14 protein-coding genes and 1 other annotated feature are annotated in these 15,163 nt (G+C 41.5%); of the genes, 11 read left to right on the forward strand and 3 right to left on the reverse strand.

Annotated elements, in window-relative coordinates; translation table 11 throughout:
* The first annotated feature begins 122 nt into the window (after positions 1 to 122).
* Both asnS and CEX73_RS03025 read left to right on the forward strand, forming a co-directional pair.
* On the forward strand, positions 123 to 1,523 hold the full coding sequence (gene asnS, locus CEX73_RS03020) for an asparagine--tRNA ligase (protein WP_101627107.1): 1,401 nt from the start codon (positions 123 to 125) through the stop codon (positions 1,521 to 1,523).
* A gap of 141 nt (positions 1,524 to 1,664) precedes the next feature.
* Positions 1,665 to 2,855 (forward strand): amino acid aminotransferase, encoded by a 1,191-nt coding sequence (locus tag CEX73_RS03025; protein ID WP_101627108.1) that lies wholly within the window; start codon positions 1,665 to 1,667, stop codon positions 2,853 to 2,855.
* A gap of 58 nt (positions 2,856 to 2,913) precedes the next feature.
* On the opposite strand, the gene CEX73_RS03030 is transcribed toward CEX73_RS03025, so the two are convergent.
* The gene (locus CEX73_RS03030) at positions 2,914 to 3,543 is read right to left on the reverse strand and encodes an MBL fold metallo-hydrolase (RefSeq protein WP_101627119.1); all 630 of its coding nucleotides are present in this window, start codon (positions 3,541 to 3,543) and stop codon (positions 2,914 to 2,916) included.
* A gap of 44 nt (positions 3,544 to 3,587) precedes the next feature.
* On the reverse strand, positions 3,588 to 4,409 hold the full coding sequence (locus CEX73_RS03035) for an NAD-dependent epimerase/dehydratase family protein (protein ID WP_101627109.1): 822 nt from the start codon (positions 4,407 to 4,409) through the stop codon (positions 3,588 to 3,590).
* Between the two features lie 148 nt (positions 4,410 to 4,557).
* Positions 4,558 to 4,680, forward strand: a sequence feature (His leader region).
* Between the two features lie 28 nt (positions 4,681 to 4,708).
* On the opposite strand from CEX73_RS03035, the gene hisG reads away from it, so the two are divergent.
* From hisG to gnd, 9 genes are read left to right on the forward strand one after another with little or no spacing between them, the layout of a single operon-like run.
* Positions 4,709 to 5,608 (forward strand): ATP phosphoribosyltransferase, encoded by a 900-nt coding sequence (hisG, locus tag CEX73_RS03040; RefSeq protein ID WP_101627120.1) that lies wholly within the window; start codon positions 4,709 to 4,711, stop codon positions 5,606 to 5,608.
* Positions 5,609 to 5,612: 4 nt separating this feature from the next.
* The gene (hisD, locus tag CEX73_RS03045; RefSeq protein WP_101627110.1) at positions 5,613 to 6,938 is read left to right on the forward strand and encodes a histidinol dehydrogenase; all 1,326 of its coding nucleotides are present in this window, start codon (positions 5,613 to 5,615) and stop codon (positions 6,936 to 6,938) included.
* The gene (hisC, locus tag CEX73_RS03050) at positions 6,935 to 8,011 is read left to right on the forward strand and encodes a histidinol-phosphate transaminase (protein ID WP_101627111.1); all 1,077 of its coding nucleotides are present in this window, start codon (positions 6,935 to 6,937) and stop codon (positions 8,009 to 8,011) included. The genes hisD and hisC overlap by 4 nt, the downstream gene beginning before the upstream one ends.
* 15 nt (positions 8,012 to 8,026) lie before the next feature.
* Complete coding sequence (gene hisB / locus CEX73_RS03055; protein WP_101627112.1) at positions 8,027 to 9,094, forward strand: bifunctional histidinol-phosphatase/imidazoleglycerol-phosphate dehydratase HisB; 1,068 nt, start codon at positions 8,027 to 8,029, stop codon at positions 9,092 to 9,094.
* On the forward strand, positions 9,094 to 9,684 hold the full coding sequence (hisH, locus tag CEX73_RS03060) for an imidazole glycerol phosphate synthase subunit HisH (protein WP_101627113.1): 591 nt from the start codon (positions 9,094 to 9,096) through the stop codon (positions 9,682 to 9,684). Before hisB ends, hisH begins: the two co-directional genes overlap by 1 nt.
* A gap of 3 nt (positions 9,685 to 9,687) precedes the next feature.
* Positions 9,688 to 10,431, forward strand: a complete 744-nt coding sequence (gene hisA, locus CEX73_RS03065) for a 1-(5-phosphoribosyl)-5-[(5-phosphoribosylamino)methylideneamino]imidazole-4-carboxamide isomerase (RefSeq protein WP_101627114.1) — start codon at positions 9,688 to 9,690, stop codon at positions 10,429 to 10,431.
* Entirely contained in the window at positions 10,413 to 11,189 is a 777-nt protein-coding gene (hisF, locus tag CEX73_RS03070) for an imidazole glycerol phosphate synthase subunit HisF (protein ID WP_101627115.1), read from the forward strand. The genes hisA and hisF overlap by 19 nt, the downstream gene beginning before the upstream one ends.
* Positions 11,183 to 11,821 carry a bifunctional phosphoribosyl-AMP cyclohydrolase/phosphoribosyl-ATP diphosphatase HisIE gene (gene hisIE, locus CEX73_RS03075; RefSeq protein ID WP_101627116.1) on the forward strand — a complete coding sequence of 213 codons (639 nt, stop codon included), beginning with the start codon at positions 11,183 to 11,185 and terminating at the stop codon, positions 11,819 to 11,821. The genes hisF and hisIE overlap by 7 nt, the downstream gene beginning before the upstream one ends.
* Before the next feature lie 55 nt (positions 11,822 to 11,876).
* Positions 11,877 to 13,292, forward strand: a complete 1,416-nt coding sequence (gene gnd / locus CEX73_RS03080) for an NADP-dependent phosphogluconate dehydrogenase (RefSeq protein WP_101627117.1) — start codon at positions 11,877 to 11,879, stop codon at positions 13,290 to 13,292.
* Between the two features lie 50 nt (positions 13,293 to 13,342).
* Here the strand turns inward: gnd and metG are convergent, their stop codons facing one another.
* On the reverse strand, positions 13,343 to 14,989 hold the full coding sequence (gene metG / locus CEX73_RS03085; protein WP_101627118.1) for a methionine--tRNA ligase: 1,647 nt from the start codon (positions 14,987 to 14,989) through the stop codon (positions 13,343 to 13,345).
* Positions 14,990 to 15,163 lie beyond the last annotated feature (174 nt).

Raw genomic sequence — 15,163 nt, forward strand, 5'->3', positions numbered from 1 at the left:
CAATAATAGTTTCAAATTAAGTATAATTAGTCCAATTTACTAACCTAGCTAGGTAGCTATCTAATTGAATTTTAATTATTGAGATAATATCATAAGGTTTGAATACCTATTCAATTTTAATTATGAACTCTATACCTATAGTAAACATACTGCAAGGGTCTATTTTAACTGAGAGTGAAGTCACTATACATGGTTGGGTGCGTACCCGTAGAGATTCCAAAGCAGGAATCTCCTTTCTTTCTGTTTATGATGGTTCATGCTTCGATTCATTGCAAGTGATTATTCATCATACTATACACAATTATAAAAATGATGTTTTGCGTCTAACTACCGGCTGCTCGGTAACCATTACCGGTAGAGTAGTAGTATCAATTGGCCTAGGCCAGCGTTTCGAGATACAGGCCAAAATAGTTAAAGTGCTGGGATGGGTCGAAGATCCAGACACTTATCCGATCACAGCCAAACAACATAGTATTGAATATCTACGAGAAGTAGCTCATTTACGTCCACGTACCAATCTTATCGGCGCAGTTACTAGGGTACGACATACTTTAGCACAAGCTATTCATCGCTTTATGAATGAAGAAGGTTTTTTATGGGTTTCTACTCCATTAATTACAGCTTTTAATAGTGAAGGTGCGGGCGAAATGTTCCGTGTTTCTACGCTAGATTTAGAAAATGTGCCGCATAACCATCAGGGAAAAGTAAACTATGAAAAAGATTTCTTTGGTAAAGAAGCTTTCCTCACGGTATCCGGTCAGTTGAATGGAGAAAGCTATGCCTGTGCATTGTCTAAAATATATACTTTTGGTCCCACCTTTCGCGCGGAAAACTCTAATACTAGCCGTCATTTAGCAGAGTTCTGGATGGTTGAACCAGAGATCGCATTCGCGAATTTAACAGATATTGCCTCTTTAGCAGAAAAAATGCTGAAATACCTGTTTCAAATCGTATTGACAGAGCGTGCTGATGACATGAAGTTTTTTGCTGAACGGATTAATACAAATGCTATTAACCGATTAGAGCAATTTATCAGCTCTAATTTTGTCCAAATAGATTACACTGAGGTAATAGAGATTTTACAAGTTTGCGAGCAAAATTTTGCTCATACTGTTTTTTGGGGTATCGATCTTTCTTCCGAACATGAACGTTATCTTGCTGAGAAATATTTTAAAGCTCCTGTAGTCGTGACAAATTATCCAAAAGATATTAAAGCCTTTTATATGCGAATGAATGATGACGGAAAAACCGTAGCTGCGATGGATGTGCTGGCGCCTGGAATTGGAGAAATTATCGGTGGATCACAACGTGAAGAGCGTCTAGTGAAACTAGATCAACGTTTAGTTGATATGGGATTGAAAACAGAAGATTATTGGTGGTATCGTGATTTACGCCGTTACGGAACTGTACCTCATTCTGGTTTTGGATTAGGTTTCGAAAGATTAATAGTCTATGTCACAGGAATACCAAATATCCGTGAGGTAATACCTTTCCCAAGAAGCTCGCGTCAGGCATCTTTTTAAAATTATCCCAGCTGTCGCCGCTAATATTAGAATCATTAGCCATTTGATAATTTTCTCATCGTACGTTAAGCGACTAACATTGTTTAAATACAATTACTATTGTTAAATAGTATTACTTTTCATTTTGGGGCAAAACTATTTATGTTTGAATCTATTCAGGCTGCTCCCACCGAACCTATTCTCGGTATGCTAGATATTTTTCGTGCGGATTATCGCTCATATAAAATAAACTTAGGCATCGGAGTATACCAAGACGAAACTGGTAATACACCTATTCTAGCTAGTGTTAAAAAAGCTGAAGCATTACTGCTCGATGAAGAGACTAGCAAAAATTATTTGAGCATTCAAGGTATTGATACTTTTGCTCATTATATCCAGCGGCTACTATTTGGCGAAAATAGTACAGTAATGAGCAATAAGTTTACGCGCTGCGCGCAAACCCCAGGAGGTACCTGTGCTTTACGAGTAGCTGCGGAGTTTTTATTCCATAATACTACCGCACGACGTATTTGGATTAGTAATCCAAGTTGGCCAAACCATAAAAATATCTTTCAAGCTGCTGGTTTAGATGTGTATGAGTACACTTACTATGATACTACCAACCATGTCCTTGATTTGAATGGAATGCTGGCTAATCTGAGCAAGGCTAATGCCGGTGATGTAGTGCTGTTCCACGGATGCTGCCACAATCCAAGCGGGATGGATTTAAGTTCCGAGCAGTGGCGTGAACTAGCTGATTTCACAGCAAAAAATAATTTGTTGCCGCTGTTTGACTTTTCTTATCAAGGGTTTGCCTACGGTCTGGAAGAGGATACCGAAGGAATAAAAATTTTTAGTAGGGGGCATCGTGAATTTATCATCTGTAGCTCTTATTCAAAAATGTTCAGTTTGTACAACGAACGTGTCGGTGCCTGTATCATTGTAGCTACAGCAAATGATATAGTCGAACGTGCATTTAGTCAGCTAAAATCAATTATTCGCGCTAACTATTCTAACCCGCCCGCACACGGAGCGGCCGTAGTAGCAACTATTCTGGGCGACGATGTGCTACGCGCCATATGGGAGCATGAGCTTAAAAATATGCGAGAACGCATTCAAAGAATGCGTATTCTATTAGTAAATATTTTACAAGAAAAAGGTGCACAGCAAGACTTTAGTTTTATTAATCAGCAACATGGTATGTTTTCTTTCAGCGGTCTAAACCAAAAACAAGTACTGAAGCTGCGCAACGAATTCGGGGTTTATTTAGTTGATTCTGGTCGTATCAACGTGGCAGGTCTGACACTAGATAATATCGAGCAACTATGTGAAGCGATTATCGCAGTACTATAGTATAGTTAAGTTATGCGTGAGTCTCTTTCTGATTTGGCATGTTGGACCGCACGCTACCCTACCGCAAAAATAAATTACTATAGCGTTCACGACCGATCGTAGACATCGGACCATGCCCTGGTAAAAAAACTATATCGTCTGCAAGACGTAGTAGTAGGTTATTAATTGAGTGCATTAACATCTGTGCATTGCCACCGGGTAAATCAGTACGCCCGATAGCGTTTCTGAATAGTACATCACCCATAATAATAAATCTGCTTGTTTTATTCCACAATACAACATGGCCCGGAGAGTGGCCAGGACAGTGTAGGACAAGGTAGCTTTCCATACCTACCTTAATAATTTCTCCGTTATCTAACCAGTGATCCGGTAAAAATGAGTCGATGATTGGCACACCAAACATTTTGCATTGTCCTGGTAGGTTTTCCAATAGAGGTTGATCGGCAGAGTGAGGGCCAATAATAGGCACCCCATAGTACTGTGCTAATTCCTTCGATGCTCCTACATGATCTAAATGACCGTGAGTTAATAAAATTTTTGTTATCGTAACGTTAAATGTCTCTATTTCAAGGCACAGTCGTCGTGCATCACCACCAGGATCTACCAATGCAGCTTCTTTTATTTGATCGCACCAGATTAGTGAACAATTTTGGTTAAATGCCGTCACCGGCATGAGATGATATCGCATCATACTGACTTCTTATATGATTAAGTAGTTAAGGTCTACTAAATTTATTTAACGTTGGTTAATTTGGGGTACTGGTACTCAAATCCTTGCTCTTGACAAATACGATTACCGTCTATTATTTTTTCTTTGTCTTGGTTAATATCGGCTAAATATACAGGCGGTTTGATACCTAACATACGCGCCATCATGGGATAGTAATTTCGCTTTAGTGGATGATATGGCGCGCAAAGATTATAACAATAACTACCATATGATAATTGAAGCAATAGACTAATAGCACTAATGACATCCATTTGATGTACTAAATTAACTACTTGCCCTCCACCGAGTAGTCCTTGCTTACCAGAAAGAAAACGACCGGGATGGCGACCTGGGCCGACTAACCCAGCTAGTCTGATAATATTAACTGATGTATAGGGTAACTTATATAACCATTTTTCTAACTTCACTAGGCACTGACCTAATGGAGAAACTGGTACGGTAGGGCTATCCTCGCAGTAAAAGCCAGCTTTTTCACCATAAACTGAGATAGAACTAGTGAAAATAAGACGTGGCACAGCAGTAACCTGCGCTCTATTTACAACCTGCTGAACAGCTAAGAGGTAATTCTCTATTCTTTCTGCGTTACGCCCAATAGGTAATGTAATTACCAATGCGTCAGTCTTAAACAGAGCTCTAATATTATCTGCATTAACTTCTAGTAAAGGTGTCAGGTTAAGCTGATAGCACTCTATGCCTATTAGGCGTGCCGCTTCTACTCCCTCCTTACTAGTTTTGCTACCAACTACTTGATAGCCCTGAGCAAGCAGTGATAATGCCAACGGCATACCTAACCAACCTAAACCAATAATCGATATTTTTTTCATTTTACTTGCGCTTAATAAGTATAAGTACAAATTAGTACAAAAAAGTGTTGCACTCTGCACTAAACATCGTTAGGTTAAATAACACATTTATTCATAGTTACATAAAATGACTTGTGGAACCAATTATGAACTACATTATGATCAAACCATATTATCACCATAAACCTGATTAGTCTTTCAGGCGATAGGTGCTGGAAGACATTTCCCTCTTCCAGTGGCGCAGAAGAAGAAGAAAAAGCCCTCGGAAGAAATATTCCGAGGTTTTTTTTTGCAGTAGTCAATCATTTACTGAGGACATCATATTGGACAAATCACGATTACGGATAGCAATGCAGAAATCTGGCAGACTCAGCAAAGAATCTCAGCAATTACTCGAACAATGCGGGATAAAAATTCATTTACAACAGCAACGGCTGCTAGCTTTTGCTGAAAATATGCCTATAGATATTATGCGGGTACGTGATGATGATATTCCGGGCCTAGTATTAGACAGTGTAGTAGATTTAGGGATTATAGGTGAGAATGTGCTAGAAGAAGAGCTACTTGCTCGTCGTGCTCAAGGCGAAGATCCCCGCTATGTTATTCTGCGTAGATTAGATTTTGGTGGATGTAGGCTATCGATGGCATGGCCTCTAGATAAGGAATGGAACGGGCCTACATGTCTACAAGGTAAACGTATAGCTACTTCTTACCCTCATCTACTCAAGCAATACCTCGATAAACTAGGTATCCATTTCAAATCTTGTTTGTTGAACGGTTCTGTAGAAGTAGCACCACGCGCTGGTCTAGCTGATGCTATATGCGATTTAGTTTCAACTGGTGCTACGCTTGAAGCAAACGGTTTGCGCGAAGTTGAGGTGATTTATCGCTCTAAAGCTTGCTTAATTAAGCGTGATGGAGAGCTTTCGATCACGAAGCAAGCGCTAGTAGATAAGTTAATGATCCGTATTCAGGGGGTGATTCAAGCGCGTGAGTCGAAATATATCATGATGCACGCACCAACCGAACGACTAGATAATATTATCAGTCTACTACCTGGAGCTGAGCGTCCTACCGTACTGCCATTAGCTAGCGATCAGAATCTGGTAGCTATGCACATGGTAAGCCGCGAAACTCTCTTCTGGGAAACGATGGAAAACTTAAAAGCCCTAGGGGCTCGTTCTATTCTAGTGTTGCCAATTGAAAAGATGATGGAGTAAAGCAATGATCACTTCTGCCTTATCCTTACCGGTACGCTGGCGTGAGTGCAACGCAGAACAACAGACAATGCTGCTTACTCGTCCTGCCGTAACGGCATCAGTTAGTGTGATCTCAACTGTGAGCGACATTCTCAACCAGGTTAGCGAAAAAGGGGATAGTGCTCTTCGCACCTTTAACCTATGCTTTGATGGTATAGAAACCACGCAATTACGTCTGACGGAAAAGGAGATAGCTGTAGCAATTTGCCGGATCTTGCCAGAGGTAAAAGAGGCTATGGCTGCAGCGAGAATTAATATCGAATCTTTCCATCGCGCTCAGCAGTTACCAGATGTAGATATAGAAACTCAGCCTGGCGTACACTGTCGCCAGTTAACCAGGCCTATTGCCTCGGTAGGGTTGTATATTCCTGGAGGGTTAGCACCATTGTCTTCTACGGTGCTTATGTTAGCTACGCCGGCACGAATTGCTGGATGCCAAAGAATAATCCTTTGCTCGCCACCTCCTATTGCTGATGAAATCATATATGCGGCTCAACTATGCGGAGTGCATGAAATTTACCAAGTCGGCGGCGCCCAAGCCATCGCTGCTATGGGATTTGGTACCGAGTTAATTGCCAAGGTAGATAAAATATTTGGTCCAGGCAATGCTTGGGTAACGGAAGCTAAACGCCAAATTAGCCAAGGGGTAAACGGTGTTGCCATAGATATGCCGGCTGGTCCTTCCGAAGTGCTTGTTATCGCTGACAGCGGCGCCTACCCCGCATTTATCGCAGCAGACCTACTTTCCCAAGCAGAACACGGTCCTGACTCACATGTGATTCTGCTTACGACTGATACAGAAACGGCGCAGCAGGTAGCGGCAGAAACTACCAGTCAGTTAGAAAACCTGCCGCGTGCAGCCATTGCTCGCCAAGCACTAGCTAATAATAGAATTATTATCGCCGATGATTTAGCCGAGTGCGTAGCTATCAGTAATCGTTACGGTCCGGAGCATCTCATTATCCAGACCCGTGATGCGGAACAATGGGTTACACATATTACTAACGCTGGATCGATATTCCTCGGTGATTGGTCACCGGAATCTGCCGGTGACTACGCCTCTGGTACGAATCATGTACTGCCTACCTATGGTTATACCGCAACCTATTCTGGCCTAGGCTTAACAGATTTTCAAAAACGCATGACCGTGCAGCATTTAAGTCCTCAGGGGCTATTATTGTTGGCACCTACTATCGAAACGCTAGCGCAGGCCGAACAGCTTACCGCTCACAAAAATGCCGTCACGCTGCGTGTCGCCGCGCTTAAGAAACAACTTAAGGAACAACAATGAATATCTTTCAGTTAGCTAGGGCTAATGTACGGGCACTAGAGCCCTATCAATCAGCCCGTAGAATAGGTGGAAAAGGTAGCATTTGGCTAAACGCTAACGAATATCCGCAGCCAACATTCTATATGCCACGCAGTGGCAATCTTAACCGCTATCCTGATTGCCAACCTAAAGGGATCATTAATAGCTATGCATCTTATGCAGGAGTACAGCCCAACCAAGTACTAGCCTGCCGTGGCGCTGATGAAGGAATAGAGCTGATGATCCGCGCTTTTTGTGAGCCAGGGCAGGATGCTATTTTATTCTGTCCCCCTACCTACGGTATGTACCGTGTTAGCGCCGAAACGTTTGGGGTAGAGTGTCGTACTGTTCCGGCACTTGATAATTGGCAGCTAGACCTACCTGAGATCTACACGAGACTCAATGGTGTGAAATTAGTTTATATTTGTAGTCCTAATAATCCTACTGGCAATATTATTAATCTATCTGATACACGCAAGTTACTAGAGATGACGGATGGCAGAACATTACTAGTAGCGGATGAAGCTTATATCGATTTTTGTCCCGTAGCTAGTCTGGCAAGTTTACTGACAGATTATCCACATCTAGTTATTCTACGTACGCTATCCAAAGCTTTTGCCTTAGCCGGTTTACGCTGTGGTTTTGTTCTTGCGAACGCTGATGTGATCGAACTATTACTAAAAGTAATCGCACCTTATCCTCTATCATTACCGGTCGCAGATATCGCCGAACAAGCGCTAAGTGCCGAAGGTCTGCGCCAAACTAGCCAGCGGATAGCGGAAATCAACTCTAATAGAAATTTTTTAATATCTGAACTAGCTAAATGTCCTTGTGTATGCGTAGTGTTCCCTAGCGTCAGTAACTATTTATTAGTATGTTTCGATCCAGCCTATCATGTATTTCAAACTTTATGGGATCAAGGTACGATCTTACGCGATCAGAGTAAACAAACAGGATTATCCGACTGTTTGCGTATCACTATTGGCACTCGCTTAGAATGCCAAAGTTTAGTCGTAGCGCTCAAAGCACTGACATTATCCCCTACCCTACCCTAGCAAGGAGTCGTACCTATGAGTGATAAAGTGTTATTTATCGATAGAGATGGTACGCTTATAAGCGAACCAACCGACAATTTTCAAGTAGATCGAATAGAGAAGCTAGCACTAGAGCCATACGTTATAACTGCACTACTAATATTACAAAAAGCTGACTTCAAATTAGTCATGATAACTAACCAGGATGGTCTAGGAACATCCAGTTTTCCTCAAAAAGATTTCGACGGTCCGCATAATTTTATGATGCATATTTTTAATTCGCAGGGAATATTTTTCGATCAAGTTTTGATTTGCCCTCATATGCCGATCGATCAGTGCGATTGCCGAAAACCAGGAATAGCACTAGTAGCACCCTGGCTAGTAGGCGATACATTAGATAAGGCCAATAGTTATGTGATCGGGGATAGGGAAACAGATATTACCCTAGCATATAATATGGGCATTAATGGCTGGCGTTATCAGCGTGATATTCTTAACTGGCAAGTCATATGTAATAAATTAACCCGTAGTGATCGACATGCTCACGTGAAACGTATTACTAGGGAAACCATCATAGATGTTGAGGTATGGCTAGATAGAGAAGGTAATAGTCAGATTAATACAGGCATTGGTTTTTTCGATCACATGCTAGACCAGATCGCTACCCACGGAGGATTACGTCTCAAAATAGAAGTAGGGGGAGATTTACACATTGATGATCACCATACTATTGAAGACACTGCACTAGCGCTCGGCGAAGCCCTTAAAAAAGGGCTTGGAGATAAGTATGGTATTAATCGTTTCGGTTTTATACTACCGATGGACGAATGCTTAGCAGGTTGTACGCTGGATATATCTGGTAGGCCGCACCTGGAATATAAGGCGGAATATGCATATCAAAGAATTGGAGATATGAGTACTGAAATGGTTGAGCATTTTTTCCGCTCACTATCTTATGCTATGGCCTGTACATTACATTTGCGAACAAAAGGTAAAAATGACCATCACCGAGTAGAAAGTTTGTTCAAAGTGTTCGGGCGCGCTCTACGTCAGGCAATACACGTTGATGGCAATATTCTACCTAGCTCAAAAGGAGTGCTGTAATGAAAGTAGTAATCATCGATACTTGCTGTGCTAATTTGTTATCAGTCACTGCTGCTATACGTCGTTTGGGTTATCAGCCTAAGGTTAGTCACGATGCTGAAGTAGTTTTACAAGCTAATAAGTTATTTTTACCTGGTGTAGGTACAGCGAAAGCTGCTATGGAGCAATTGGACAACAGTCAGCTGATCGATCTAGTTAAGATGATTACTCAACCAGTACTAGGTATCTGCCTAGGTATGCAGTTGCTGGGCAGCGGTAGTGATGAAAGTGGGGGTATAACAACTCTTGGGATCATCAACGCTCCTGTAAAAAAAATGGCTCATATTAACCGGCCTTGGCCGCATATGGGTTGGAATAAGGTAAAACAAAAAGTCAGACACAGTCTGTTTCGCGGCATCCCGGAAGATAGCTACTTTTACTTCGTACATGGTTACGCTATGCAGCCATGCTACGCAACCATAGCTCAAGCTAACTATAGTGAACCATTCACCGCTGCGGTAGCAAAAGACAACTTTTTGGGTGTGCAATTTCATCCCGAGCGCTCCGGCACTGTTGGCCGACAATTACTGAAAAATTTTCTGGAGATGTAACTGGTGATAATCCCTGCTTTAGATTTTATTGACGGCACTGTAGTACGACTGCATCAGGGCGACTATCAGCAGCAACGTAGCTATGGTAACAATCCGCAGCTTCGCATTCATGATTACTTACGTGATGGCGCAGAAGTGCTGCATTTAGTCGATTTAAACGGTGCACGTAATCCCTTAGCACGCCAGAATAAGCTTCTTACTAGCCTACTAGCTGACTGCGCCCCGGCACAGGTGCAAATTGGCGGCGGTATTCGTAGTGCAGCGGATGTAGAAGCTCTGCTCAAAGCTGGTGCTAATCGCGTAGTTATAGGCTCTATAGCGGTCAAAAAACCGCAGGAAGTGCAGCAGTGGTTCAAACGCTTTGGACCCGATGCTTTAGTGCTTGCGCTAGATGTACGCATAGATGTAGATGGCAAACGATGGGTGGCAATAAATGGCTGGATGGAGAACTCTGGCGTGATGCTTGAACAAGTAATTAATCAATACAGTCAGCGGGTCGGACTAAAGAATATTCTGTGTACGGATATTTCACGTGATGGCACGCTGTCTGGCATGAATATTGAATTATATCAGTCGCTATGTAGCGACTGGCCTAGCATTGCATTTCAATCCTCAGGCGGAATAGGCAGCTTGAAGGACATAGCTAAGCTACGTCCTAGTGGGGTAAAAGGTGTGATCATAGGGCGTGCATTATTAGAAGATAAATTTACTGTTGCGGAGGCTATCGCATGCTGGCAAAACGGATAATCCCTTGTCTCGATGTACATAATGGGCAAGTGATTAAAGGTATGCAGTTTCGCCATCATCAAATCATCGGTGATATAGTACCACTCGCTCATCGCTATGCCGAAGAAGGCGCAGACGAACTAGTATTTTATGATATTACTGCCTCATCCGATGGTAGAGTCGTGGATAAAAGCTGGATCGCTCGTGTTGCTGAAATAATTGATATCCCTTTCTGTGTCGCTGGTGGTATTCAAAGTGTCGAGCAGGCAGCTGAGGTAATATCTTTTGGTGCAGATAAAATATCAGTTAATTCTCCTGCACTAGCAGATCCATATCTAATAAGTAAGTTAGCGGATCGCTTTGGCGTTCAATGTATCGTAGTCAGCATTGATACCTGGTATGACGTTATACTTGATCAGTATCAAGTCAATCAATATACCGGTGATGAAAACCGTATACAAGTTACGACCTGGCAAACATTAGATTGGGTAGAAGAAGTTCAGAGACGTGGCGCCGGTGAAATAGTATTGAACATGATGAATCAGGATGGCGTATGTAAAGGTTATGACTTACGGCAGTTACAGCAGGTACGAAAAAAATGTCGGGTACCTTTGATTGCTTCTGGTGGTGCCGGAACGATGCAGCACTTCCTAGAAGCATTCATTGATGCTGAAGTAGACGGCGCGCTTGCGGCTTCAGTGTTTCATAAACAGATAATTAAGATTAATGAATTAAAACAATTTCTCGCACGTGAAGGAGTAGAAATACGATTATGTTAACTGAAAAACAACCACAGGGACTCAATTGGCAGAAAACGAACGGCATAATGCCAGCTATTATTCAGCATTCAGTATCTGGTGAAGTGCTCATGATGGGATATATGAATACTGATGCTTTGAAAGTAACAGAACAAACTGGTCATGTGACCTTTTACTCACGTAGCAAGCAACGTCTATGGACTAAAGGAGAAAGTTCAGGTAATGTTTTGCAAGTTATCAGTCTACATCCAGACTGCGATAACGACACGCTACTTATTCTAGCTTATCCGCTAGGCCCCACTTGCCATAACGGAGCTCGTAGCTGTTTCCATCCTGCGGTTAGTGATTGGGGTTTTCTTTATCATTTAGAAATATTGCTCAGAGAACGTAAGATCGCAGATCCGAAAAGCTCTTATACTGCCAGATTATATAGTAGTAGCACTAAGCGCATTGCCCAGAAAGTAGGCGAAGAGGGTCTAGAAACAGCGCTAGCTGGGACAGTCCAAGATCAGGAAGAACTTATTAACGAAGCTGCTGATCTCGTTTATCATCTCCTGGTTCTGTTATTAGATCAAACTCTAGATTTCAGTAAAGTAATCGCTAAACTACGCGAACGTCACCTTTCTGCAACTAATAAATTGTTACCATGTTAACTTAACATCGTATGCTATAACACCATAATAGTTTTAATCACATAGGAGTTCCTTAATGCCCACACAACAGATAGGTATAGTTGGTATGGCGGTAATGGGGCGCAATTTAGCGCTTAATATGGAAAAACACGGTTATCGTGTATCTATTTTTAACAGGTCACGTGAAAAAACCGACAAGGTTATCGCTGAACACTCTAGGAGAAAGCTAGTGCCTTATTACTCAGTAGAAGACTTTGTCAATTCACTGGAAAAACCACGTCGTATTTTGTTAATGGTGAAGGCAGGAGAAGCAACAGATCAAACGATTAATTTGCTTAAATATTTCCTGGATAAAGGAGATATTATTATTGATGGTGGCAATACTTTTTATCAAGATACTATACGTCGCAATCAAGAACTATTAAAAGATGGTTTTTACTTCATAGGTACAGGTATTTCAGGCGGTGAAGAAGGCGCGCTTAAAGGTCCTTCCATTATGCCTGGAGGTGATAAACACGCTTATGATCTCATATTTCCAATTCTGGAGACCATTGCAGCACGCGCTAATGGCGAGGCATGCGTTACCTATATTGGTCCTGACGGTGCTGGTCACTACGTTAAAATGGTACACAACGGCATTGAATATGGTGATATGCAACTTATCGCAGAAACCTATGCGTTACTGAAAAACGTACTAGGTATAAATAATAATGAACTAGCCAGTATCTTCAAAGAGTGGAACGAAGGCGAGCTAAACAGTTATCTTATTGGCATTACTCAAGATATTTTGACCAAACAAGACAAAGAAGGTAACTACCTAATCGATGTTATTTGTGACAAAGCTGACAACAAAGGAACAGGTAAGTGGACTAGCCAGAGTGCGTTAGATCTAGGAGAACCGCTGAACCTGATTACCGCAGCGGTCTTCGCTCGCTACTTATCGTCGTTAAAACAACAGCGGGTTACAGCTTGTAAAGTACTCACCGGGCCTAATACTAATATAACAAACTTCAGCGGTGATAAAGCAGCGTTCATTGAAAATGTGCGGCGTGCACTCTATCTTGGCAAAATAATATCTTATGCTCAGGGTTTCTCGCAGCTCAAAGCGGCTTCAGCAAAATACCACTGGAATCTGAATTATGGTGAAATAGCGAAAATATTTCGCTCAGGATGTATCATTCGTGCCCAGTTATTGCAGAATATCACTGATGCCTACGCCGAGGACGCTTTAATTGCTAATATTTTACTGTCGCCTTATTTTAAATCTATCACCGATAACTATCAGCAGGCACTACGTAACGTAGTAGTACATGCTATTCAGCATGGTATTCCAGTCCCCACTTTATCTGCAGCTATCACCTACTACGATAGCTACCGTTCGCTCATGCTACCAGCAAACTTGATTCAAGCACAGCGTGATTACTTTGGCGCACATACTTATAAACGTACTGATAAGGATGGTATCTTTCATACCGAATGGCTGATAAGCTAATGCAGCGATTTAAGTATATACAAAAATAAAATAACCAATTTACAAACAACTTATTGTTGTGCATCATTCATCATGGCTTTGACCTGACTGTTTGTTATACGCCTGAGTAAGGTTTGAAATTCATTAATCTTATGATTAGTCAGCGGTACGGGAATAGATTCCCAATTAAGCTGTGTATTTAAAAATTGCTCTGATTGCAGCGCTAGAGTCGGTAAGACTGGCTGCAGATAAATCATAAGCAAACGAAATAAATTCATACCCATAGAGCAAATATCATGCAGATCTTGCTGACGACACTTCTGCCTAGCGACTACCCACGGCTCTTGTTCATTTACATAGCAGTTAGCTCGATCTGCTAGCACCATAATTTCACGAATCGCACGGCTAGTTTCGCGGGTGTTAAACGCTTCCCCAATCGATACTGAGGCGGTAACAAAAGTATTATATAGAAGCGGATCTGCGAGTGTAGCAGAAAGCTTACTATCAAAACATCTCGTGATAAAGCCGGCATTTCGTGAAGCTAGGTTTATCACTTTATTAACAATATCAGCATTAACTCTATTAATAAAATCTTCTAAGTTAAGATCTATATCATCAATCCTGGACGATAGTTTGGTAGCATAGTAATAACGCAGGTAACCAGCATCGAAATGAGCTAAATAAGTACTAGCCTTGATAAAGGTGCCACGTGATTTCGACATTTTTGCACCGTTTACCGTTACATAACCATGGACGAATAAATTAGTAGGTTTCCGAAAATTACTGCCTTCTAGCATAGCTGGCCAGAAAATAGCGTGAAAATACGCAATGTCTTTACCGATAAAATGATACAAGTCAGCTTTAGAATCAACATGCCAAAACTCATCGAAAAGAACATCCTTGCGTTTATAGCTCATATTTTTAAATGCGCTCATATAGCCAATAGGCGCATCTAGCCAAACATAGAAATATTTACCTGGTGCATCTGGCACTTGAAAACCGAAGTAAGGTGCATCGCGGGAAATGTCCCATTGTTGCAAACCTAGATTAAACCATTCTTGCATTTTGTTGGCTACCTGCTCTTGCAAAGAGCCGGAACGGGTCCATGCGCGTAGCATTTCGCTAAAAGCAGGCAAATCAAAGAACAAATGCTCTGACTCTGACGTAACTGGTGTTACCCCAGATAATGTTGACTTGGGATTGATAAGGTCAGTAGAATTATAAGTGGCACCACAAAGTTCGCAGTTATCACCATACTGATCTGGCGACTTACATTTTGGACAGCTGCCTTTAACGAAACGATCAGGTAAAAACATACCATGCTTTGGATCATATAGCTGAAAAATAGTACGTTTTTTAATAAAGCCGTTTTCTTTCAGCCGGTTATAGATAATAATAGATAATTCGTGATTCTCATCGCTATGAGTTGAGTGATAGTTATCGTAGCTAATTCCAAACTTAGTCAAATCTATCTGATGCTCTTGGTTTATTTTATGAATCATAGCTTCCGGCGTCACACCTAACTGCTTCGCTTTAAGCATAATTGGCGTACCATGAGCGTCATCGGCACAAATAAAATAAACTTGCTTACCGCGTAGCCGCTGATAACGTACCCAAATATCAGCTTGAATATGCTCTAGCATATGGCCGAGATGGATAGAACCATTAGCGTAAGGTAACGCACAGGTCACTAATATTTTTTGCGCTACTTGTGTCATAGTAAAAATAGTATATTTATTAACATAACAAAGACCTATGATGGTAACTGATAGCTATGCTCTAAGTAAACAAGTAGACATTATACTCTATCCAAGGCTTTTAAATTAAATAACATCAAAATGATTTCTATCATCTACGTAATCTAATTCATTCATAGAATTAAATAAACCAGA

It is taken from the genome of Candidatus Palibaumannia cicadellinicola, from assembly GCF_002855795.1.
Classification (GTDB): Bacteria; Pseudomonadota; Gammaproteobacteria; order Enterobacterales; family Enterobacteriaceae; genus Baumannia; species Baumannia cicadellinicola_C.